Source organism: Rhodococcus sp. SJ-3 (assembly GCF_051918125.1).
In the GTDB taxonomy this organism is placed as follows: domain Bacteria; phylum Actinomycetota; class Actinomycetes; order Mycobacteriales; family Mycobacteriaceae; genus Rhodococcus.
This window is the reverse complement of sequence record NZ_CM123306.1, coordinates 2,300,122-2,321,582: the sequence shown is the minus strand read 5'-3', so window position 1 is coordinate 2,321,582 and position 21,461 is coordinate 2,300,122. Positions and strand designations below refer to the sequence as shown.

Below are 21,461 nucleotides of genomic sequence, written 5' to 3'. Positions count from 1 at the left end.
GACTATCCGCCGCCGGTGCTGTCTACCGTTCGCGGTCCTGCCACCAGCGCACGGTTGCTGCCGCTGCCTCGGTGATCGGTGTGGGCGCCAACCCGAGATCCGTCTCGGTACGGCTCGAGTCCATCACGAACGGATCGGTGAACATGTAGACGGTTTCCGCGAGTTCGCGAATATCGCGGCTCATGAGCCCGCCTACGTGCAGTACCCATGCGGGGATGGTCCCCACCTTCGGAGCGGACATTCCCGCGGCGGCCGCGAAAGCAGTGGCCATCTCGCGTTGTGTCACCGCGGGCGCCGTGGGCGCGTGCAGGACGCGGTTCCACACTTCGTCGTTGCCCGCGGCGGCGATCATCGCGGCTGCGAGATCGGGCACATAGGTGAACGAGTGCGGTGTGTCCGCTGATCCGAGGACCCGGGATGTCTTCCCGGCGAGGACGGTGGGGACCATGCGTTCACCCGCATGGGCTTCGAGGACGTGGGGGCCGAAGAAGTCCGATGCCACAACGCTTACGGTCGGTGTGGAGTGTGCGTCACGGGCTGCGAGCAGTCGAGTGCGCACACCGAGTTTGCCGCGGGTCGCCTTGCGGGGCGAGTTCTCGGTCATGACCTCGTGCGGTGAGCTGTAGGAGTAGAGGCTCTCGGGGAACACGACGACCGCGCCGATGCGACCGGCAGCGTCGAGCACGACCTGCTCGGCGCTGGGGAGTTCCTTCTCCCAGACTTCCGCGGAGTAGGTCGAGCCGTGGATGCACATGTAGAAGGCTACGGCGCTGTCTCCGTCGGGGCCGATCAGTGCCTGGTCGAGAGCGCGGGGGTCGTTGACGTCGATGCGCAGGCGTTCGATTCCGGGGCCCTCGGGTCCGCTTCCCGAGCGGGTGAGGACGCGGACTCGGTGTCCCTGCGCTGCGAGTTGTTCCGCGACAGTGGTGCCTACAGGCCCGGCGCCGGCGACTACGTGGAGTTTCGACATGGTGTCCGTCCTTTTCTCGAGACCTTGTCCAACAAATGTGAGCACTGCTCTCTGTTTCTGAACTCAGACTGCACCGCGAGTGGTCCCATGTCAAGAGCAGTGCTCACATTTGTTGACAGTGCTCGCTGTTGTGGTCAGGCTGGGAGCATGACCACCCCCCGCGCACGGGCCCGCGCCCGCACGATGGCCGACATCCTCCGTATCGGTCGAGACCACTTGGCGACAGAAGGCGCCGCCGCACTCTCGCTGCGAGCCGTCGCACGTGATCTCGGCGTGGTGTCGTCCGCGGTGTACCGCTATGTTGCGAGTCGCGACGAACTACTCACCCTTCTGGTGGTCGATGCGTACGACGAACTCGGCGACACGGTCGACGCCGCAGTAACCGGGGTGGACGACCCGCACGACCGGTTCCGCGCGCTCGGCCGTGCCGTGCGCGAATGGGGCCTGCGCGAACCGGCGCGATACGCGCTGCTGTTCGGAAGCCCGGTCCCCGGCTACCAGGCGCCTGCCGAACGCACGACCCAGCCCGGAATCCGGGTCGTGGTCCGACTCGTCGGGATTCTGGCGGACGCGTATGCCGCGGGCGGGTTGCGGGCGATCGAGACCGTTCCGGTCCCCGACTCGCTCTCGTCGGATCTCTCGCGGATCAGAAGTGAGTTCGACGCAGAGCTACCCGACACGGTTCTCGCCCGCGGGATCCTGGTGTGGACCGGACTGTTCGGCGCGGTCGGCTTCGAGGTCTTCGGTCAATACGGCCGCGACACCTTCACCGACGTGTCGGCGCTGTTCGAACACCACCTCGGGGTTCTGGCCGACACTGCAGGATTCGTAACCACAAAGGCACAGCCACGGTGAGACAATGACGACGTGGCGCAGCACCAGGACGACCCCGAGGACCGCACCGCACCGTCGACCCCCAAGGTCCGTGCGGGGAATCTGCTCGTCGCAGGCACCGCGCTCTCCGAAGCCACGTTCCGGCGCACCGTGATCTACGTCATCGAACACAACGCCTCGGGCAGCTTCGGTGTCGTACTCAATCGAATCAGCGACACCGCCGTGGGCGCGATGCTCCCCCACTGGGCTCCCCTGTCGGCCTCGCCGGGTGCCCTGTACGTCGGCGGGCCGGTCCACCGGAACTCCGCTCTGTGCCTCGGCATCGCGAGGCAGGGCGCTTCGGTCGACAACATCAAGGGCGTCCGCAGGCTCGCGGGCCGGGTCGTGCTGGTCGACCTCGACACCGACCCCCAAACCCTCGCCCAGCACGTCGAGGGAGTGCGGATCTTCGCAGGGTATGCAGGGTGGAGTACCGGTCAGCTCGACGGTGAGCTCAGCAACGACGACTGGATGGTCGTTTCCGCCCACCCCCGCGACATCCTGGCCCCGGCCGGTACCGACATGTGGGCGAGTGTGCTGCGCCGCCAGCCGCTCCCGATGGCGCTGCTGGCGACCCACCCCATCGAGGTCGAGCGGAACTGACCGCATTGTCTTCGGCGCAAGCCAGGCCGTTCACGGCCGGGACAGCCGATCCCTCGACCGGTGTGTGAGTTCCTAAGGAATGTCAAGCCACTTCGAGCGTCGTAGGCTTGGTGTTGACGGGCCGGGTTGCTGGTGCGCTCTGCGACTCCTTCTGCTCCCGGCTCGTCCTGTTCTTGAGGCGCTGTGAGCGCCGGGTGTCGGCGGCTTGCTGGCGTCGTTTTGGGTCGATCTTGTGGTGGTCGCGAGCGATCTGACGGCCTTCCTCGGCGGTGATGACGTGGCCTGTCGTGTCGCGGATGACGTAGTGCTCGCCAGCCCGCCAACAGGCCACGATCCGGGTCAGCAGGACGGTCGCGATATGACACACGGCGGAGTCGTGGTGCCGGTCGCTGTCCATGAGCCGCTTGTACTTCGCCGCGAGCTGCGGGTCGGTCTTGCGGGCAGAGTCGGCTGCGGCGTACAGCGCTTCGCGTAGCAGTGGGTCGCCGGCCTTGGTCAGCCCGTGCTGGTGGTGGGACTGCCCGGACTGGGCAACCTTGGGCACGAGTCCGGATTAGGCACGAACTGCGGCGAGCAAGTGGAACCGGTGTGGGTCACCGATCCGGCCGGCGATGACACCGGAAGTGACTGGACCGACCCCGGGAGCAGAGGCGATGATCCCGGCCGGATCGGCTTCTTCGTACAGGTTCGCGATGCGTTCGTCGAGGTCCTCGATCTGCTCGGTCAGCACCTGGGCCTGCTCAGCTTCGACAGCGATGTCGGCGGCGAGCTCGGCGAAGTCGATGCCGACGTCAGGATCGGTGCCCCACAGGTCGAGGGACTCGCGGGCCGCCCTCAGCAGCGCGGTGGCGTGTGCCTCGCGCCAGGCGCCCCGGGAGTGACGGATCAGGAACCGGGTCAGCCGGGCGTGCCCGAGCCGGAGGAGAGTGGTCGGGTCGGCGTAGCGGACCAGCACCGCGAGCGCGGCCTTGCCGTAGTTCGATCCGAGCGCGTCGTACCAGGCCGGCCCGAGGAGCTCGAGGAACGCGTCGAGCCGGGAGTAGACAGCGGTGCGGCGCTTGACCACCGAGGACCGCATCTTCACCACCCGCCGGAGCGGTTCAGCGGGGCCGTCGCCGGTGTGGTCGCGGAGTCCTTCGGGGTGCAGCAGCGGCAGCCGGGCCAGCAGCTTGGAGTCGAGGTGGTCGTTCTTCGTGTGCTTGGAGTAGTAGGCCCGCAGGTCTGCGGACTGCGTGGTCGGGACCATCGAGACCACCGCGCCACGCCGCCGGAACCACGACGCGACAGGTGCCCAAGCGTTGCGGGTGGGTTCCATCACGACCCGCAGCGTGTCGCCTTCTTGGAGGTCGATGTCGGCCCATAGGTCGTCCAGGTCCGCGGGGCGGGTGAAGAACTTCTTCCCAGTCCACACGTAGGTTCCGTCGGTGCGGGCGAGGGAGGATTGATGAGCTGCTCGACAGGCGAGGTCGATGCCCAAGATCAGGGTTCACGGACTACCTTCCACGATTCGGTTGCAGGGGTCGCTCGGCCCGGATCGGTGACGGCATTGCCCAGACATTCCGTAAGCAGAAGTCCACGACGCCCACTGGTGGTCGTGCGGCTTCAAGTTCCCGAACAGAGACACCGGCCGAACCTCAGGCCGGCCCCGCGGACAGCCGCTCACTGTTCAGGAATCGCAAGCGTTCCAGTCGATGGCCTCGGTCCGTCCGCGGGGCACACACTCAATCTAAATGTCGGTGGTCGCTTGTACGGTGCGGGCGTGCAACTCAGATACCAATACCGCGTCTACCCGACGCCCGGCCAGCAGGACATGCTGGCCCGCTCGTTCGGATGCGCACGGGTGGTATTCAACGATGCACTTCGCGCCCGGCAGGACGCGTACGCAGCGGGGGTGAGGGTCTCGGACACCGACGTGCAGCGGTGGGTGGTCACCGCAGCGAAGAAGACCCCGCAGCGGGCATGGCTGGCCGAGGTGGCGTCGGTGGTGTTGGTCCAGGCCTGTCAGGACGCGCGGCGCGCGTATCGGAACTGGTTCGATTCGCTGTCCGGGAAGCGGAAGGGCCGCAAGATCGGGGCGCCTCGCTTCCGGTCCCGCAAGGACAACCGGCAGACGGTCCGGCTCACCCGCAACGGGTTCTCGCTGCGTTCGAACGGCACGTTGTATATCGCGAAGGTCGGCGAGTTGAAGGTGGTGTGGTCACGGGAGTTGCCGTCGGAGCCGAGCAGCGTCACGGTCATCAGGGATTCGGCGGGCCGATACTTCGTGTCGTTCGTGGTGGAGACCACCGACGAACCGATGCCCGAACTCGACTCCGAGGTGGGGATCGATCTCGGTCTCACCACGTTCGCGGTCCTGTCGGACGGGAAGGTCATCGAGTCGCCGAGGTTCTTCCGACGTGCCGAACGCAGACTCCGCAAGGCGCAGCAGAATCTGTCCCGAAAAAAGAAGGGTTCGAAGAACCGGGCCAAGGCCCGCCTCGAGGTCGCCAAAGCTCACGCGAGGGTGGCCGACGCCCGCAAGGATTGGGCACACAAGCACTCCACGAGGATCGTCCGCGAGAATCAAGCGGTGTTCGTCGAGGATCTGTGTGTCGCGGGCTTGGGGCGGACGCGGTTGGCGAAGTCGGTGCACGATGCCGGGTGGGGGATGTTCACTCGGTTGCTCGAGGAGAAGGCCGCCCGCTATGGGCGGACCTTCCAGCGGGTGGACCGGTGGTTTCCGTCGTCCCAACTGTGCTCGGTGTGCGGCGGGTCGGACGGTCCGAAACCGTTGTCGGTGCGGGAGTGGGCCTGCACGGCGTGCGGTGTGGTCCACGACCGGGATCTGAATGCAGCCAAGAATATCCTCGTCGCCGGACGGGCGGAGAGGCGAAACGCCTGCGGAGGGACTGTAAATCCTGCCGCCTAGCGGAAGGTATGTCCCTGTGAAACAGGAACCCACCGAAAGCGCCGAGCGGGCGCTGGTAGGAATCTCGGTCGTTCACGGCCGGGAGGACGTCAAAGATCACACGGTGTTCCGCCGGTCGGCGAGGGTGTTGATCGCGCCGGCCATCTCCTCGGCCCGTTCGGTCGTGATGGTGAGTTCGTGGCCCGATTCGGTGGTGATCACCAGTGCCGGTCCGGTGTTCGTGACCAGTCCGTACCGGTGGGGCCGCTTGATCCGCATTCCCCATCCGCCCCAGTCCTGGAACGGGCGTGTCTCGATGACCTTCGCGCCGATGATCTCCTCGAGGTCGTAGTCGAGCGAGGACGCTCCGAGGTTGCGCACCGAGACACCGCGCTCGTCGACGCGCACCGTGAACCGGAGCAGGCTCAGGACCAGGAAGCCCGCCGGGATCGCGATGGCCATGGGCCACCAGTTCCTTATCAGGATGCACACGATGATCACGGGCATCAGTACGAGAAGTGCGAGCACAAAGGTGGTGAGCCTGCCGGTGCCGACCTGATCGACGATGGGTAACTCGACGGGTCCGCGCGGGAGCAGTAGATCGGGCGTGGTCTTCGCCGACAGGCGCTCCCGGTGATCACGGAGCAGGAGCGCGCCGACCCATCCGACCGCGACGCCGAGACACATGCCGAGTCCGAGGGACCACGCGGGGAACGGCACCTCTGCGGGGTCGGACACATCCAACTGCACAGCCAGCGTCGCGACGTACAGCGTCGCCATCAGGAAGGTCACCGCGAGACCGATCACGAGCATGTAGCGACGCATCATCAATTGTGCTTGGGCGAGCGCAGCGATGGCGCTGCATCCTCCGCCGACCAGCGCGATGAGCAGGGCCATCGTCCAGGCGCCCGACATCGGGCTTGCGAACGAGTCGGGGGCGGCGCCCGAACCCGACCAGTGCGATGCGACCTCGGCGGGAAGGCGAGGCTCCCACACGACCGTGAGCCCAAGCACAGCGAGTGCGCACAGCAACGGGATCGCGAGCCCGAACAGTGCCCCCGCAGGATCGACGACGCGACGACTGGTCATGGGCACAGGATATGGATCACTGCCACGCGAAGGTGTGCGGGCGAACGATCAGGCGGTCGGTTCACACATTCCGCGCAGGCTGCACGCACCACACGACGTTCCGCAACCTTCGTCCGCGGGCTTCGTCGCCTCCGCGACCCGGGCCGCGATCGAACCACCGGCACCCGCCGTGAGCAGCGCTGCGACAACCGTGACGACGACCGCGATCACACCGCCGATCGTGGGCAGGGTGAGCGCCGCGACACCACCGAAGACGCACAACGCACCTGCGCCGAGCATGCTGGGTGCAGCGACCTTGTTGGCCATGGCGAAGGTTTCTTCATCGCGGAGGGACTCCGGCGTGCGCACACCCGCCCAGCGGTTGCGCGGAAGCTTGCCGGTCAGCGCCGCGACACCGACCGCGCCGATGGCGAGGGCGATAAGAAAAAGCAGAATGGCGACGATCAGCACCGGACCAGGATACCGCCGCGTGTGGCCGCCCCACTCCTCGGGTCGGGGCACGTTCTACCCTGGTTGCAGCCCACAAACGCCGGCCGAGTAGATAGCGATCACCGTGACCCGTCCCCCTCAGTCCTCTCCATCGTCGTCCGACGCCACCCCCCAGCACCGGTACACCGCCGAACTCGCGGGGCAGATCGAGCAGCGCTGGCAGGAGCTGTGGCGCGAGCGCGGCACCTTCCACGCACCGAACCCGGTGGGTGATCTCGCCGGTGACGTGCCCGCCGACAAGTTGTTCGTGCAGGACATGTTCCCGTACCCATCGGGCTCGGGTCTGCACGTCGGGCACCCCCTCGGCTACATCGCGACCGACGTCTACGCCCGGTTCCACCGGATGCAGGGACGCAACGTGCTGCACACGCTCGGCTACGACGCTTTCGGTCTGCCCGCCGAGCAGTACGCGGTGCAGACGGGCACCCACCCCCGCACCACGACCGACGCCAACATCGTCAACATGAAGCGGCAGCTCGGCCGTCTGGGGCTCGGTCACGACGACCGACGCTCGGTCGCGACCACCGACGTCGACTTCTACCACTGGACCCAGTGGATCTTCTTGACGATCTACAACGCGTGGTACGACGCCGCAGCCGGTAAGGCGCGCCGGATCAGCGAGCTCGAGGCCGAATTCGCCGATGGCACGCGCACCCTCGACGACGGACGTGACTGGGCATCGCTGTCGTCGAGCGAGCGTGGCGCGGTCCTCGACTCGTACCGCCTCGTCTACCAGTCGAATTCGCTCGTCAACTGGTGCCCCGGCCTGGGTACCGTCCTGGCCAACGAAGAGGTCACGGCCGACGGTCGTTCGGAGCGCGGTAACTTCCCCGTCTTCCGGAAGAACTTGCGCCAGTGGATGATGCGAATCACCGCATACTCCGACCGCCTCATCGACGACCTCGAGCACCTGGACTGGCCCGACAAGGTCAAGTCCATGCAGCGCAACTGGATCGGCCGCTCGCACGGCGCCCAGGTGGCGTTCGCGGTCGACGGTACGAACGCCGCGGTCGAGGTCTTCACGACCCGACCCGACACGCTCTTCGGCGCCAGCTACGTCACCCTCGCTCCCGAGCATGAACTCGTCGACGCGATCGTCGGATCGGCGTGGCCGGTCGGCGTCGACGTGCGGTGGACGGGTGGCGCTGCCTCCCCGGCCGACGCCGTTGCTGCCTACCGCGCCGCGATCGCCGCGAAATCCGATCTGGAGCGGCAGGAGTCGAAGGAGAAGACCGGTGTGTTCCTCGGCGCGTACGCCGTGAACCCCGTCAATGGTGAGAAGCTCCCGATCTTCATCGCCGACTACGTACTCACCGGTTACGGCACCGGCGCGATCATGGCCGTTCCCGGTCACGACCAGCGCGACTGGGAATTCGCGACCGCGTTCGGACTGCCCATCCGGGAGGTCATCTCCGGTGGCGACGTCGGAGCCGAGGCCTACACCGGCGAGGGCACACTCGTGAACTCCGGGCTGCTCGACGGACTGGACATCGCCGACGCGAAGAAAACCATCATCGCGAAGCTCGAGGAAGACGGCACCGGCACCGGCACTGTGCAGTACAAGCTGCGCGACTGGCTCTTCGCCCGGCAGCGCTATTGGGGCGAGCCGTTCCCGATCGTGTACGACGACCAGGGTGAAGCTCATGCATTGCCCGATTCGATGCTGCCCGTGGAACTTCCGGAGGTCGAGGACTACGCTCCGGTGTCGTTCGATCCGGATGACGCCGACTCCGAGCCGTCGCCTCCGCTCGCGAAGGCCTCCGACTGGGTGAACACCGAACTCGACCTCGGCGACGGGCTGCGGCACTACACTCGCGACACCAACGTGATGCCGCAGTGGGCGGGTAGCTCGTGGTACCAGCTGCGCTACATCGACCCGACGAATTCGGAAGAGTTCTGCGCCAAGGAGAACGAGGCGTACTGGACGGGTCCGCGTCCCGAACTGCACGGTCCGAACGACCCGGGCGGCGTCGACCTGTATGTCGGCGGTGTCGAGCACGCGGTGCTCCACCTGCTCTACTCGCGTTTCTGGCACAAGGTGCTCTTCGACCTCGGTTACGTCACGTCGTCGGAGCCCTACCGCCGCTTGTTCAACCAGGGCTACATCCAGGCTTACGCGTACACCGATTCGCGTGGCGTGTATGTTCCTGCCGAAGAGGTGGTCGAGCGCGACGGCAAGTTCTTCTGGCCGGGTCCTGACGGCGAGCAGGAGGTTGCCCGCGAATACGGCAAGATGGGCAAGTCACTCAAGAATTCTGTTGCGCCCGACGAGATCTGCAACGACTACGGTGCAGACACCCTGCGTGTGTACGAAATGTCGATGGGGCCGCTCGATCAGTCGCGTCCGTGGGCGACGAAGGATGTCGTGGGTGCGTCACGGTTCCTGCAGCGTGCGTGGCGCCTCGTCGTCGACGAGGAGAGTGGCGCTGTCCGGGTCACCGAAGACGAGCCGGGCGAGGACACGCTGCGCGCGCTGAACAAGGCCGTCGCAGGTGTGACCGATGATTATGCCCATCTGCGCGACAACACCGCGATCGCGAAGCTGATCGAGTACACGAACCACCTGACCAAGCAATATCCTTCGGGTGCTCCGCGTACCGCGGTCGAGCCACTGGTACTGATGACGGCTCCGGTCGCGCCGCACCTTGCCGAGGAGCTGTGGTCGCGGCTCGGGCACTCCGAACCGCTTGCGCACGGGCCTTTCCCGATCGCTGATGAGAAGTGGCTGGTCGAGGACACCGTCGAGTACCCGATCCAGGTCAACGGCAAGGTTCGTAGCCGGATCACTGTTCCCGCTGACGCAAAGGCGGATGCGATCGAGGCGGCGGCACTGGCCGAGGCGAAGATCGTGGAGTTGCTCGGCGGCGCTGCGCCGCGCAAGGTGATCGTGGTGCCAGGGAAGATGGTCAACATCGTCAAGTAGGGCGTGGAGTCGAGTAGGGCGCAGGGACAGCGCAGCCGCCGCACATGTGAACCCGGCTGCGTCATCCGAGCGAAGACCGACTGCGAGTACGTGATCACCCTCGGTCGCAATCGCAACTCCGAAACTGTTCAGCAGCAGGATATTCCGGCTGGGGCCGACTTCGTCTCCCCGGCCGGAGCAGCGCTGCCGCAGCACACGTCGCTCACGGAGCCGGGGGTTCTGTCCAGGTGCTGCGGGCTCGAGCCGAAGGTGTCCGAACCGGCGAGGACGGTGTAGACCTCCCACTTCTCCCCGGCCGGGCCGGTGACCCATACCTTGTCCTGGGTCGCGAAACAACAGGTGGTGCCGATTTCCTCCTCGGTGAACAGCCCTTCCTCGGATAGGCGGGCGATCTCGCTGTGGACCTTCTCACTGGAGTCGACCTCCACGCCGAGGTGGTTGATCGTCCCGCCCTTGCCGGGATTCTCGAGCAGGACCAGCTTGAGTGGCGGCTCGGCGATTGCGAAGTTCGCGTAGCCGGGCTCGAGCTTGGCAGGTTCGACTCCGAACAGCTTCGAGTAGAACGTGACCGCCTCGATCAGGTCGTCGACGTTGAGGGCAAGTTGTGCGCGTGACATGGTGGCTCCACTTGTGTGACATATGTCGAAATACTGGTCGGCTACAGAGTGCGCCACCTTTTCGACATATGTCAAGTAGGCGGATAGTCTCAACTCATGCCCAAAGCCTTGCCCGTCATCGACGTCAGTGCACCGATCTGCTGCGCACCGGTATCGGCCGCGCCGATGAGCGAGGACGCTGCTCTCGAACTTGCGTTGCGTCTCAAGGCCCTCGCTGATCCGGTACGCATCACGCTCATGTCGATCCTGCTCACCGCCGATGGCGGCGAGATGTGCACGTGTGATCTCGCAGCCGGTGTCGACCTCACCGAATCCACCGTCAGTCACCACCTCGGGCAACTCCGCAAGGCCGGAATGGTCGACTCCGAACGACGCGGGATGAACGTCTTCCACCGTCCCCGTGGCGAGTCCCTCGACGCTCTGCGTGTGGTGCTGGATCCGAACTGCTGTCGTTGAACGACCGGGTCTTGATAGCTTGGTTGATGGAGTTGTACAGCCGAGTATCTCGGTTCCCCTTAGGAGAAAGTAACTTTCGCACTGTGAACAAGCCCCTGGCCGCCGGTTTCGTGTGTCTCGCCATGTGTGCCCTGACCTCCTGCGGCACCGATTCCGGCAGTACCGAGACCGACGCGGTGTCCACTCCAGCGGTCGCAGTCGTACCGTCGGAGGTGGTTCTTTCCGACGTCGATGCCCCGGCGGGATACATCCACACTGATGTGGCCGACACGCTCGACTCGGATATGGGTGAGGTGAGCAACGACGAGGTGATCGCGATGTTCGAGGAGATCAGCGGCAGCACGGTCACCGATCCCGAATCGTGTGGCGCACTCGTGCCCACCGCGGTGGATACCGTGCTGAGACTGAACCGGGATCGTGCAGGCACGGCTGTCTCGGAATATGCGTCCGACGGCAGCCAGGGAACCGACAGTTCTGTCACCGTCATGGTCACCACCGGTGACACCGGTAGTCGGGTGGTCGAGAACCTCGACGAGTGCGCAAGTTTCACCCGGACGAGTTCATCCGGTGACGCCGAAGCATCCGTCACCTACCGCGTCTCCACTTTGGAACTCGATGTGGAAGGTGCCGAGAGTCTCACGGCGGCTCGGGCGGAGGCGGACCAGGGCGGGGCAGCAGAGTCCACCACCGTCGTCGCCGGAACGGTCGACGGTGTCTACTTCCAGATCAACGCGACCGGGCCCGTCGATGATCAGTTGGTCGTCGACCTGGCGGAAAGGCAGATCGGTAAGATCGCCGGAGCTTGAGCAGTGCGGAACGGGCGCGACGAGCGGTATCGACAACTCCACCCGGAGATGGTAATTCTGGAAACAGCGTCGCGTGTCGATGACGGACTGCGTCAGGCATGGAGGCGTCGAACCCCAAGGGATTCCTCTTGACCATCTCTCTCGATCACACAATCATCGCTGCCAGAGACAAACAGCACTCGGCGTATTTCCTGACGACTCTGTTCGGTCTGCCCGATCCGGTCCCGGCCGGTCGATTCCTGGCCGTCCAGCTCGCCAACGGCGTCACCCTCGACTTCGCCGAGCCGCCGCCTCACGTCGAGTTCTCGCCCCAGCACTACGCGTTCCTGGTGTCGGAGGAGGATTTCGACCGGATCCACGGGCGCATCCTCGAGCAGAAGCTCGAACACTGGGCCGATCCCCAGCAATCCGCGCACGGGATCAACCACAACGACGGCGGACGCGGAACCTACTTCCTCGATCCGTCAGGTCACTATCTCGAAATCATCACCCGGCCATACGGTTCGGGCGGATAGCGCACTATCGAAGCTGCTCGTGCACGAAATCCAGGACGTCGTCGAGCACCTCGTCGCGGTTCGTCTCGTTGAAGATTTCGTGTCGTGCCCCGGGATACTGCTTCGATGACGAACCGCGGCCGGAGAATGTCGCCCAGCCGGTGGCGGTGCCGTCCACCGGGACCAGTGCGTCGTCGCTGCCGTGCAGCCAGAGCACCGGCACGGTGTCGACGGCACCTGCCGCAATGATGGTGCCGAGACAGTCCTTCAGCGCTTCGAGAGTGCGTCGCTTGAACGGACCGTGCCACACGAGCGGATCGTCGACATAGGCGCGACCCACCTCCGGGTCGCGCGACAGGGTCGACGGATCGACAGGGGCGTCGGGGATCTCGTCTGCGGCGAGAAGTGTGTCGATGACCGCCCACGTGCCGAGCACCGGGCCGGAGAGGACGACCGCGGCGAGTTCGTCGCCGTGGAGTTGGGCGTAGCGCGCGGCGATCATCCCGCCCATCGAATGGCCGATGAGAACGACGGGGAGGTCTGGATGTTCGCGTCGTGCGGTGAGATCGAGAAGGCGGAAGTCATGGACGACGTCCTCGAAGTTCTCGACGAGTACCCGTTCGCCGTCGCTGAGGCCGTGCCCGATGTGGTCGACCGCGTACACGGCGGCGCCGTCGGCGATCAAGCGCGTCGCGACGTAGTGGTATCGGCCCGAGTGTTCTCCGTAGCCGTGGCACAGCAGCGCGATGTAGCGGGGTGACTCCGGTTCCCAGCGTCGTGCGGCGAGCGTGGTCGTGTGCCCGGTGAGGGTGAAGGCGATGTCTGCGCTCATGCGATGGCATTCCTGTCGGTGGGAATGAATGTTGCGCACAGGATTGCATGTTCGGCCCCTGGCCGAGGATGCGATCGTGCACTACTCTGAAAAATAGAACACGTTCTAACATCGAAGGGGCATCATGGCACCGTCTCGTGAAGCAATCCGCGACACCGTCGAGGACTACGTCCGCGCAGTGGCGAAGGGCACCGTCGACGATGTCCTCGCGCTCTACGCGCCGGGTGCGACCGTCGAAGATCCCGTCGGCACTCCCGCACGCACCACGGAAACGGAGATCCGCGAGTTCTACAGCGTGATCGAACCGCTGGACCAAACCGGTGAAGTGCTCACCCTCAAGATCGCCGAGAACAATGCCGCTTTCCTCTTCCGCCTGGTCACGCACCTGGGTGAGCAGGACATGGTGATGGAGGTCGTCGACGTCATGACCTTCGACGACGACGCGAAGATCACCGGCATGAGGGCGTATTGGAGTCAGGACGACATGCAGACGGTGCCCGCGACCTGATGCCTGTCCGCTCGGTCGAAATCGATGGTTTCACGTGGAACATCCACGACGAGGGCAGAGGACCCACGGTCGTGCTGTGCCACGGATTCCCCGGCCTCGGCTACAGCTACCGGCATCAGGTGGAGACACTTTCCGCGGCGGGCTACCGCGCGGTCGCTCCCGACATGCCGGGTTACGGAGGTACCGACCGCCCGGAGTCCGTCGAGGACTACACCAACGTCGCGGTCGCGGATCGGTTGACGAGGCTCCTCGATGCACTCGGCATCGAACGAGCCGTATTCGTCGGACACGACTTCGGTGCGCCCGCAGCATGGACGACAGCACTGCGGCACCCGGGGCGGGTAGCCGGGCTGGTTCTGCTCTCGGTGCCGTACGCGCCGGATCGCCTGCCTTCGCGCCCTACCGAGTTGTACGCGGCGATGGCGCGCAAGCACTTTCTGCACCTGCACTACTTTCAGCAGCATGGTGTCGCCGAGGCCGAACTGGATCCGCACGCTGCGGAGTTTCTTCAGCGTCTGTTCTTCGCACTGTCGGGTGCATATCGGTACCTCGACGTCTGGGACCATCCCTCGGAGGGGCGCGGATACCTCGACGTGCTGCCCGCGGCGCCGGAGCTTCCATGGGACTGGCTCAGCGAAGCGGAACTCGAGCATTACGCGAGCGAGTTCTCCCGTAGCGGTTTCGGCGGTGGGCTCTCGTGGTACCGCGCCTACGACGCGAACTGGGAGGCATCCGCACAATACGACGGTGCGCACCTCACGGTGCCGACATTGTTCGTCGCCGGGGCATCGGACCCCGTGATCACGATGTCGGGGCCGCATGCGCTCGACCGCATGCGGCAGACCGTGCCAGACCTCCGCGGGATCCATCTGCTCGACGGTGCCGGACATTTCGTGCAAATGGAGCGCCGGCGCGAGGTCGACGACCTGTTGCTCGGTTTCCTTGCGGATTTGTATCCGCGCGAACGATCCGAATAACCCGGCGCGGCCGGTCTCGTCGACCTAGGCTGACGAACGTGGCCCCCGACACCGCAGTACGCGGATGCGGACTGGTGCTCGCCCTGACCGCGCTCGTGGCAGGTGCGTGTTCGTCCGGCGGTTCCGGTTCTCCGGATCCCGTGCGACTCGACATCGCGACCGCGCAGAGCGACCACCCCTGGACCGGACTTCTGCTTCCGGCCCAGGTTCCTGTGGCGGTCCCGCCACCGCCGGACGACGCGCTCGCAGAGTCCGGAGATCCGGTATCACACGACGGAACGCCCGCGGTCGCAGGCGACCGCGTCGCGCTCTACGGGGGAAGTCTCGACCGGGAACTGTGCGACCGGAACGAACTGGTCGCGACCCTTACCAGCGATTCGGCCAAGGCTGCCGCCTGGAAGGCCAAGGTCGGCGCCGACGACATCCTCGAGTACACGAGCGCCCTGACCCCGGTGCTGCTCCGCGCGGATACCCGCGTCACCCGCTACGACTACATGGACGGCACGGCACGCCCCGTCCAAGCGGTACTGGAAACGGGGACCGTCGTGCTCGTCGACGACCACGGAATGCCGCGCGTGCGATGCGCACGCGGAAACCCACTGTCTCCACCCGTACTCGCGAGTGACACCGACATCGAAGGCACCCAGTGGACGGGGTTCGATCCCGAACGACTGCTCGTCGTCCAGGCGGCAGCGGATGCGGTGAATGAGTTGAAGGTCGTCGACATTACGACCGGTGACCTGCTTGCGGTGCCGATCGGTGCGGGCCCGCTCGCTCCGAGTGCGCCGCCACCGGCGCCTTCCGAGGCACCGGAGTCTCCGCAGACCCCCGATGCCGTCGAGCAGAACCCGGCCCCTGCACCGGTCCCGGTGCCGAGACCTCAGGCAGAGGCAGTACCTCCGCCGCAAGCGCCACCGCCACCGCCCCCTCCGGCGCCCGAGCCGCCACCTCCCCCGCCCCCGGCACCCGAACCTGCGCCGCAGATCCCGCCGCCACCCGCACCCGCACCCGCGCCGGCTCCACCGCCGCCGCCGCAGATCCGGATCAATGTTCCGGGCGCACCTCCGGTGGTCATTCCCTTACCGTTCTGAGTGCGTGCTCAGGACTCGGGCGGCGACCACGGCCGCAGGATGATCTCGGCCGGATGCGCATCGGCGGGAGTATCGATGGCGTTTCGGACGGCACGCGCCACCGTCGATGCCTTCAGGAACCGCGAAGGCTCGTAGTCGTTCCCCTCGCTCGCCACGATGGCACGTTGCATGTCGGTGTCGATGCGACCCGGGTGCACCGACGTCACCCGCAACGCAGGTTCTTCGAGACGAAGCGCGTCACCGAAGGCACGCAGCGCGAACTTGCTCGCGGCATACGCGCCCCACCCGGGGTTCGCACGGATACCGGCTCCCGAATTGATCAGTACGACATGCCCGTGTGCGGACCGCAATGCCGGGAGCAGCAGTCGAGTCAGTGCGACCACGGAGAGAAGGTTCGCGTCCATCATGTGTCGCCACTGTTCGACCGAACTGTCGGCGATGGTTCCGAGTTCGGCCGCGCCCGCATTGTGGACGAGGACGTCAAGCCGCTCGATCCCGGCCGTCGCAGCAGTCAGTGCGTCGTGATCGAGCAGGTCGACGGGCCACGGAGTGGCGCCGGGGAGTTCGTCGGTGATCGCGGTGAGTGAATCGGGCCTGCGGCCGCCGAGGAGGAGGTTGTGGGTGGGAGCGAGTTCGCGGGCGATCGCGGCGCCGAGGCCGCGGCTCGCTCCGGTGATGAGAGCTGAAGGTCGCATCCGATCACACTAGGACGGGCGACTTCAGTGGGCAGCGAGAATCTCGGCGAGTGTGTCGTCGGGAGGCGTCGATATCGCCGGGTCGCGGGGAAAGCGGAGCTCCAGGAACGCTTTCGGGCGCGACAGAACCCATTCACGCAGGTGACTACGCACCTGCGACCGGTACCGCACCTGCCCGTCCGCTACGACGCCGGTCGCGTCGATGCCCGCGCGCAGGCACAATGCGACAGCGCGCGCCACATGGAACCGTTGCGTAGCGATGTTCGCCTCTCGTACCCCGAATGTGCGCACGGCCCGCTGCGCAGTGTCGAAGGTGTCGAGGCCGTACGGGTCGGCGACGATGCGGTTGCGATCCACGCCGTGTGAGGTGAGGTAGTCGATCATCGCGGTGATCTCGTCGCCGGAGCGTCCCGCGGCGTCACCGGAGACAAGAACTGCCCGGGCGCGTCCGTCCCGGACGAGCGACACCGCGACATCGAGACGTCCGCGTAAGAATCCGCCAGGTTTGCCGTCTCGTACCCGCGCGCCGGGCACGATGACCACGGCGGCCGGTGGTGCGTCGGTGAGGCTGTACATCCTGCCGCGAGCAGAGGACGCGACCTGCGACGACACCCACAGCAATGCCGACACGGTCGCGACGCATCCGGAAAGCAGCACTGTGCGACGTCTCGACATGCAACCCACATTACGGAGCGCAACCTGTGCGGACACGTCCACAATGGGGTAATGGACCCGGTGGCCGCTCTTCGCGAGGTCGCGTTCTGGCTCGAGCGTCAGCACGCGTCGACCTATCGCGTGCAGGCATATCGGAACGCGGCCGACGTGGTTGCGGGACTGTCCGACGTCGCACGGCAGAAGCATCGCCGCGCCGACGATTGGACCGAACTCGCCGGCATCGGTCCGAAGACGGCCACCGTGATTCGGGAGGCGTTCGACGGTGTACCCGAATACCTGCGAAGTGTGCGCGACGACGCCGAACCGATCGGCATCGGCGGGCGAGAACTCCACGACGCGTTGAAGGGCGATCTGCATACGCATTCCGACTGGTCTGACGGCGGTAGCCCCATCGACGAGATGCAGCGGACCGCAACGACGATGATCGGCCACGAGTACATGGCCCTGACCGACCACTCCCCGCGTTTGACGGTCGCGAACGGGCTCAGCGCCGAGCGGCTGCACACACAGCTGGCCGTCGTCGCGAAACTGAACGAGAACGCCGAGGGCACCAGGATCCTCACGGGTATCGAGGTGGACATCCTCGACGACGGGTCGCTGGACCAGGATGAAGGACTCCTCGCCGAACTCGACATCGTGGTCGCGAGCGTGCACTCGAAGCTGCGAGACGACCGGTCGACGATGACCAAGCGGATGTTGCGAGCCGTGCAGAATCCGAATGTGGACGTCCTCGGGCACTGCACGGGCCGGCTCGTCACGGGCGGTCGCGGGCAGCGCCCGGAGTCGACGTTCGACGCGGAAGCGGTGTTCACGGCGTGCCGTGACTACGACACGGCGGTGGAGATCAATTCGCGCCCCGAGCGTCGTGATCCACCGTCGAGGCTGATCGATCTTGCTCTGGATATCGGGTGCCTGTTCTCGATCGACACCGATGCGCACGCTCCCGGGCAGCTCGATTGGCTCGGTTTCGGTTGCGAACGAGCGGCCGAGCGCGGTGTCGAACCCGATGACGTGATCAATGCGTGGCCGATGGATGATCTGTTGACGTGGACGAGACGGTAGGAGCGGCGTGGAATATCTCGATGTGCTTGTCGTCGGCGCAGGACTGTCCGGCATCGGTGCCGGATACCGGCTGCAGACGCAGTGTCCCGACCGCACCTACGCGATCCTCGAGGCGCGCGAGAGTATCGGCGGCACCTGGGATCTGTTTCGGTACCCGGGGATTCGGTCCGACAGCGATATGTACACGCTCGGATTCCCGTTCCGTCCGTGGCGCGGAGAGAAGTCGATCGCCGACGGCGCGAGCATTCTGCAGTACGTGCGCGACACCGCCGCCGAGTACGGTATCGACGACAAGATCCGATTCGGGCATCGCGTCGTCTCTGCGTCATGGTCGACCGCCGCCGCGCGCTGGACGGTTCGAGTGGAGTCGGCGGGTGCGGAGATCGAACTGAGCTGCGCTTTCCTGTATTTGTGCAGTGGGTACTACAGCTACGAATCCGGTTATCTGCCCGACATTCCCGGCATCGGTGATTTCGCCGGAACCCTCGTGCATCCCCAGTTCTGGCCCGATGATCTCGACTACGAGGGCAAGAAGGTCGTGGTGATCGGCAGCGGCGCAACCGCGATGACGCTTGTGCCCTCGCTCGCGGACAGAGCCGAGCACGTGACGATGCTGCAGCGCTCGCCGTCGTACGTGATGTCGTTGCCGTCGCGCGATCCGATCGCGAGACGCATTCGGAAATACCTGCCCGACAAGATATCCCATCGGGTCATCCGCGCGAAGAATACGGTGACCAATCTCGGTTTCTACCAACTGTGCCAGCGTCTTCCCGGAGTGGCGAAACCGGTGCTGCGCCGGCTTGCGCAGCGTCACCTGCGCGACGGTTCGGCGGTGGAACCGCACTTCACCCCGAGTTATCGGCCGTGGGATCAGCGCATGTGCCTCGTCCCCGACGCAGATCTGTTCAAGGCCCTCAACTCGGGTGCTGCGGACATCGTGACAGACCACATCGACACGGTCACCGAGAAGGGTGTGCAGCTGAAGTCGGGCGACCATCTCGATGCCGACATCCTCGTGACCGCGACCGGGCTGCGCCTCGTCCCGGCCGGCGGTCTCGACTTCACGATCGACGACCGGAAGGTGGATCTCGCCGACCACTACACCTATCGCGGGATGATGCTCAGCGGTGTACCCAACCTCGCGCTGTGTCTGGGCTACACGAACGCGTCGTGGACGCTGCGCGCTGACCTCGCATCGCTGTACGTGTGCCGTCTGCTCAATCACATGCGGTCGAGCGGGTATCGCGTTGCGCGCCCCGAATCGCATCACGACGCCTCGCCTCGGCCGCTGCTCGGTTTGACGTCGGGCTACGTCACCCGTTCGGAAAGTATTCTGCCGAAACAGGGTTCACGTAGCCCGTGGTTGATGCGACAGAATTATCTGCTCGATCTCCCCGCGATGCGATTCGGCCGGATCGACGAGTCGATGGATTTCGCCTGAACCGGTACCGTCACCGCTTCTCGACGGTGCCGTCGGGATACTTCGCGAAGCGTCCGGCGTCGGCCGCGTGGACGGGGCTGTCGCTCTCCCACGGCCAACCGCCGAACCCGGTGCGGCGGTAGTCGTCGAACGCCTGCTGAATGCCTGCCTCGTCGTTGAGCACGAACGGACCGTACGACGCGACAGGTTCCCCGATCGGACGTCCCTGCAGCATGAGGATCTGGGTGGGGCCCTCGCCTGCGGCGAGCACGAGGGGTACGGAGGCATCGACGACGGCACCGTGCCCTGCGCTCACCTGGCGATCACCGAGCTGCACTGGAGATCCGTTGTATACGTACAGAACACGTCGGGTCCCCGAACCTGCTGCAGCAGGTAGTGTCCACTGCGAGCCGGGTGTCAGGTCGATGTTCCAGATCGCCACGTCGGTGTCGGGGCGTGACGCCCACGAGTGCGGCGGCGGAGCCGGAGCGGTCGCGTCGTCCAGCTTTCCTGCGAGGACTCGGACGGCAACGGTCCGATCGGTATCGTCGGTGAATGTCACCGTCGGTGTGTCCTCGTTCCACAGCATCGCGAAGTGCGGGTCGGCGGTCTTCGACTCGGCGGGCAGATTGAGCCAGATCTGGAACAGCTCGAGCGGATTGTCGTCCTCTTGATTCAACAGCGGAAACATCTCGCTGTGCACGACGCCGTGTCCGGCGGTGAGCCATTGGGTGTCGCCGCCGCCGAATCGGGCGGATGCACCGACGGAGTCGGAGTGGTCGATGAAACCCGAGCGCACGAACGTGACTGTTTCGAACCCGCGATGCGGATGGCCGGGGAATCCGGGGACGGTGGTGCCGTGGTACATGTTCCATCCCGAAGGGTTCCCGAAATCCTGCCCGAGCGGACGCCCGTCGAGCGATGCATCCGGTCCGAGATCCGCATTGCCCGCGGGATACGCATCGACGTGGTGGGCGACGAACAGGAACGGGTCGATCGTCTGCCAGGGTGAACCCAGTTCGAAAACCTGCAGTACGGGCGAATGTGTCGAAGTCATGCAGGCTTCAACAACTACGAGTGACCGGGTGTTCCCGGCCGAGGTGCAGGCCCGGACCGCCGGGGTGCCTCGCTGTCGTCGAGGACCTTCGAGCCCGCCGCGAACGTGCGTGTTTGCTCCGTGTGTTTGATCTGTGCGGGCACGGCACCACCGAGCAGGTCGCGAATCAGGGCGTCGGACTCTCCGAGCGGCCGGTCGCTGCCCGCGATGATGAGATTGCCGTAGCGCCGGCCTTTGAGCATTGCCGGATCCGCGATCATCGCGGTGTGCTCGAACACCGATCCGATGGTCGCGGCCTCGCGTCGGGCGGTGGTCAGGTCGCGGGTATCGCCGCAGTTCACGACGTAGAGACCACCGGGCGCCAGGACGCGTCTCGCCTGTCGCGTGAACTCGACGGTCGTCAGCGCCACCGGTGTCCGGTCGATCGCGAACACATCGCGGACGATGACATCCCGCGTTGCGTCGGTGAGCGAGGTGAGAACCGACCGGGCCTCGCCCACCCGGATCCGAAGCAGCGGTGCGCGAGGTAGATCGAACCACTCGCGCACCAGCTCGGCGAGACGCCCGTCGATCTCGACGACGACCTGCCGGGCCTCGGGATACGTCGCGGCGAGGTACCGCGCCATGGTGCACGCACCGCCGCCGAGGTGCAGGACACGCAGCCGGGTGTCGCGTGAGAAGTGACTGTGTACCAGCATCGTGATCCAGCGCATGTACTCGAACTCGAGAAGTGTCGGATCGTCCGGGTCGATGTGGGAACTCGGCACGCCGTTGACCTCGAGAATCCATCCCGAGTCGCGGTACGGGTCCTTGATCAGCTCACACGTACCCGTATCGGTGTCGTACAACCCTGCGACCGGTACATGGCTCGACACAGTCGGCTTGGCCCGGCCAGCCCTGCGTCTGCCCATGTGACGAGCCTAGTACGAGACGCCCG

23 protein-coding genes are annotated in these 21,461 nt (G+C 65.7%); 12 read left to right on the top strand and 11 right to left on the bottom strand.

Translation table 11 applies throughout. The features are described from left to right. Nucleotides 1-22: 22 nt before the first annotated feature. Complete coding sequence (locus ACTDXD_RS10700) at nt 23-970, bottom strand: NAD-dependent epimerase/dehydratase family protein (protein WP_440127012.1); 948 nt, start codon at nt 968-970, stop codon at nt 23-25. 147 nt (nt 971-1,117) lie between these two features. Between ACTDXD_RS10700 and ACTDXD_RS10695 the strand changes: the two genes are divergently transcribed. Both ACTDXD_RS10695 and ACTDXD_RS10690 read left to right on the top strand, forming a co-directional pair. Further along, entirely contained in the window at nt 1,118-1,825 is a 708-nt protein-coding gene (locus tag ACTDXD_RS10695; protein ID WP_440127011.1) for a TetR/AcrR family transcriptional regulator, read from the top strand. A 12-nt stretch (nt 1,826-1,837) separates the two neighbouring features. Further along, the gene (locus ACTDXD_RS10690) at nt 1,838-2,446 is read left to right on the top strand and encodes a YqgE/AlgH family protein (RefSeq protein ID WP_440127010.1); all 609 of its coding nucleotides are present in this window, start codon (nt 1,838-1,840) and stop codon (nt 2,444-2,446) included. Between the two features lie 82 nt (nt 2,447-2,528). On the opposite strand, the gene ACTDXD_RS10685 is transcribed toward ACTDXD_RS10690, so the two are convergent. Continuing rightward, a complete protein-coding gene (locus ACTDXD_RS10685) occupies nt 2,529-2,990 on the bottom strand; it encodes a transposase (protein ID WP_440127009.1) in 462 nt (153 codons plus the stop codon). Nucleotides 2,991-2,999: 9 nt separating this feature from the next. Next, complete coding sequence (locus ACTDXD_RS10680; protein WP_440127008.1) at nt 3,000-3,923, bottom strand: IS110 family transposase; 924 nt, start codon at nt 3,921-3,923, stop codon at nt 3,000-3,002. A gap of 282 nt (nt 3,924-4,205) precedes the next feature. On the opposite strand from ACTDXD_RS10680, the gene ACTDXD_RS10675 reads away from it, so the two are divergent. After that, the gene (locus tag ACTDXD_RS10675; protein WP_440127007.1) at nt 4,206-5,354 is read left to right on the top strand and encodes an RNA-guided endonuclease InsQ/TnpB family protein; all 1,149 of its coding nucleotides are present in this window, start codon (nt 4,206-4,208) and stop codon (nt 5,352-5,354) included. 96 nt (nt 5,355-5,450) lie between these two features. Here ACTDXD_RS10675 and ACTDXD_RS10670 read toward each other — a convergent pair whose 3' ends face one another. Continuing rightward, the gene (locus tag ACTDXD_RS10670; RefSeq protein WP_440127006.1) at nt 5,451-6,422 is read right to left on the bottom strand and encodes a DUF1648 domain-containing protein; all 972 of its coding nucleotides are present in this window, start codon (nt 6,420-6,422) and stop codon (nt 5,451-5,453) included. Between the two features lie 48 nt (nt 6,423-6,470). After that, nucleotides 6,471-6,872: an SdpI family protein gene (locus ACTDXD_RS10665; RefSeq protein WP_440127005.1), complete on the bottom strand. Its 402-nt coding sequence runs from the start codon at nt 6,870-6,872 to the stop codon at nt 6,471-6,473. 103 nt (nt 6,873-6,975) lie between these two features. On the opposite strand from ACTDXD_RS10665, the gene leuS reads away from it, so the two are divergent. Continuing rightward, nucleotides 6,976-9,834, top strand: coding sequence for a leucine--tRNA ligase (gene leuS, locus ACTDXD_RS10660; RefSeq protein ID WP_440127004.1), 2,859 nt, complete (start codon nt 6,976-6,978; stop codon nt 9,832-9,834). A 128-nt stretch (nt 9,835-9,962) separates the two neighbouring features. Here the strand turns inward: leuS and ACTDXD_RS10655 are convergent, their stop codons facing one another. Then, complete coding sequence (locus ACTDXD_RS10655) at nt 9,963-10,451, bottom strand: ArsI/CadI family heavy metal resistance metalloenzyme (RefSeq protein WP_440127003.1); 489 nt, start codon at nt 10,449-10,451, stop codon at nt 9,963-9,965. A 96-nt stretch (nt 10,452-10,547) separates the two neighbouring features. On the opposite strand from ACTDXD_RS10655, the gene ACTDXD_RS10650 reads away from it, so the two are divergent. From ACTDXD_RS10650 to ACTDXD_RS10640, 3 genes are all read left to right on the top strand, one after another. Beyond that, a complete protein-coding gene (locus tag ACTDXD_RS10650; RefSeq protein ID WP_440127002.1) occupies nt 10,548-10,907 on the top strand; it encodes an Rv2640c family ArsR-like transcriptional regulator in 360 nt (119 codons plus the stop codon). A gap of 83 nt (nt 10,908-10,990) precedes the next feature. Continuing rightward, nucleotides 10,991-11,713 carry a hypothetical protein gene (locus ACTDXD_RS10645; protein WP_440127001.1) on the top strand — a complete coding sequence of 241 codons (723 nt, stop codon included), beginning with the start codon at nt 10,991-10,993 and terminating at the stop codon, nt 11,711-11,713. 98 nt (nt 11,714-11,811) lie between these two features. Further along, nucleotides 11,812-12,228 carry a VOC family protein gene (locus tag ACTDXD_RS10640; protein ID WP_440127000.1) on the top strand — a complete coding sequence of 139 codons (417 nt, stop codon included), beginning with the start codon at nt 11,812-11,814 and terminating at the stop codon, nt 12,226-12,228. Nucleotides 12,229-12,232: 4 nt separating this feature from the next. On the opposite strand, the gene ACTDXD_RS10635 is transcribed toward ACTDXD_RS10640, so the two are convergent. Continuing rightward, nucleotides 12,233-13,039, bottom strand: coding sequence for a lysophospholipase (locus ACTDXD_RS10635; protein ID WP_440126999.1), 807 nt, complete (start codon nt 13,037-13,039; stop codon nt 12,233-12,235). A 124-nt stretch (nt 13,040-13,163) separates the two neighbouring features. Here ACTDXD_RS10635 and ACTDXD_RS10630 point away from each other — a divergent pair, with 124 nt between their 5' ends. From ACTDXD_RS10630 to ACTDXD_RS10620, 3 genes are read left to right on the top strand one after another with little or no spacing between them, the layout of a single operon-like run. After that, nucleotides 13,164-13,547 (top strand): nuclear transport factor 2 family protein, encoded by a 384-nt coding sequence (locus ACTDXD_RS10630; RefSeq protein WP_440126998.1) that lies wholly within the window; start codon nt 13,164-13,166, stop codon nt 13,545-13,547. Next, nucleotides 13,547-14,524, top strand: coding sequence for an alpha/beta fold hydrolase (locus tag ACTDXD_RS10625; protein ID WP_440126997.1), 978 nt, complete (start codon nt 13,547-13,549; stop codon nt 14,522-14,524). The genes ACTDXD_RS10630 and ACTDXD_RS10625 overlap by 1 nt, the downstream gene beginning before the upstream one ends. A gap of 38 nt (nt 14,525-14,562) precedes the next feature. After that, entirely contained in the window at nt 14,563-15,615 is a 1,053-nt protein-coding gene (locus ACTDXD_RS10620) for a DUF6777 domain-containing protein (protein ID WP_440126996.1), read from the top strand. Nucleotides 15,616-15,623: 8 nt separating this feature from the next. Here the strand turns inward: ACTDXD_RS10620 and ACTDXD_RS10615 are convergent, their stop codons facing one another. Together ACTDXD_RS10615 and ACTDXD_RS10610 are read right to left on the bottom strand one after the other, a co-directional pair. Beyond that, nucleotides 15,624-16,310 (bottom strand): SDR family oxidoreductase, encoded by a 687-nt coding sequence (locus tag ACTDXD_RS10615; RefSeq protein ID WP_440126995.1) that lies wholly within the window; start codon nt 16,308-16,310, stop codon nt 15,624-15,626. Between the two features lie 24 nt (nt 16,311-16,334). Further along, nucleotides 16,335-16,985, bottom strand: a complete 651-nt coding sequence (locus ACTDXD_RS10610; RefSeq protein WP_440126994.1) for a SanA/YdcF family protein — start codon at nt 16,983-16,985, stop codon at nt 16,335-16,337. 51 nt (nt 16,986-17,036) lie between these two features. Between ACTDXD_RS10610 and ACTDXD_RS10605 the strand changes: the two genes are divergently transcribed. Beyond that, the gene (locus tag ACTDXD_RS10605; protein WP_440126993.1) at nt 17,037-18,047 is read left to right on the top strand and encodes a PHP domain-containing protein; all 1,011 of its coding nucleotides are present in this window, start codon (nt 17,037-17,039) and stop codon (nt 18,045-18,047) included. A gap of 7 nt (nt 18,048-18,054) precedes the next feature. After that, nucleotides 18,055-19,488, top strand: a complete 1,434-nt coding sequence (locus ACTDXD_RS10600; protein ID WP_440126992.1) for a flavin-containing monooxygenase — start codon at nt 18,055-18,057, stop codon at nt 19,486-19,488. A 10-nt stretch (nt 19,489-19,498) separates the two neighbouring features. On the opposite strand, the gene ACTDXD_RS10595 is transcribed toward ACTDXD_RS10600, so the two are convergent. Together ACTDXD_RS10595 and ACTDXD_RS10590 are read right to left on the bottom strand one after the other, a co-directional pair. Continuing rightward, on the bottom strand, nt 19,499-20,524 hold the full coding sequence (locus ACTDXD_RS10595) for a pirin family protein (protein ID WP_440126991.1): 1,026 nt from the start codon (nt 20,522-20,524) through the stop codon (nt 19,499-19,501). A 14-nt stretch (nt 20,525-20,538) separates the two neighbouring features. After that, nucleotides 20,539-21,435: a spermidine synthase gene (locus ACTDXD_RS10590; RefSeq protein ID WP_440126990.1), complete on the bottom strand. Its 897-nt coding sequence runs from the start codon at nt 21,433-21,435 to the stop codon at nt 20,539-20,541. Nucleotides 21,436-21,461 lie beyond the last annotated feature (26 nt).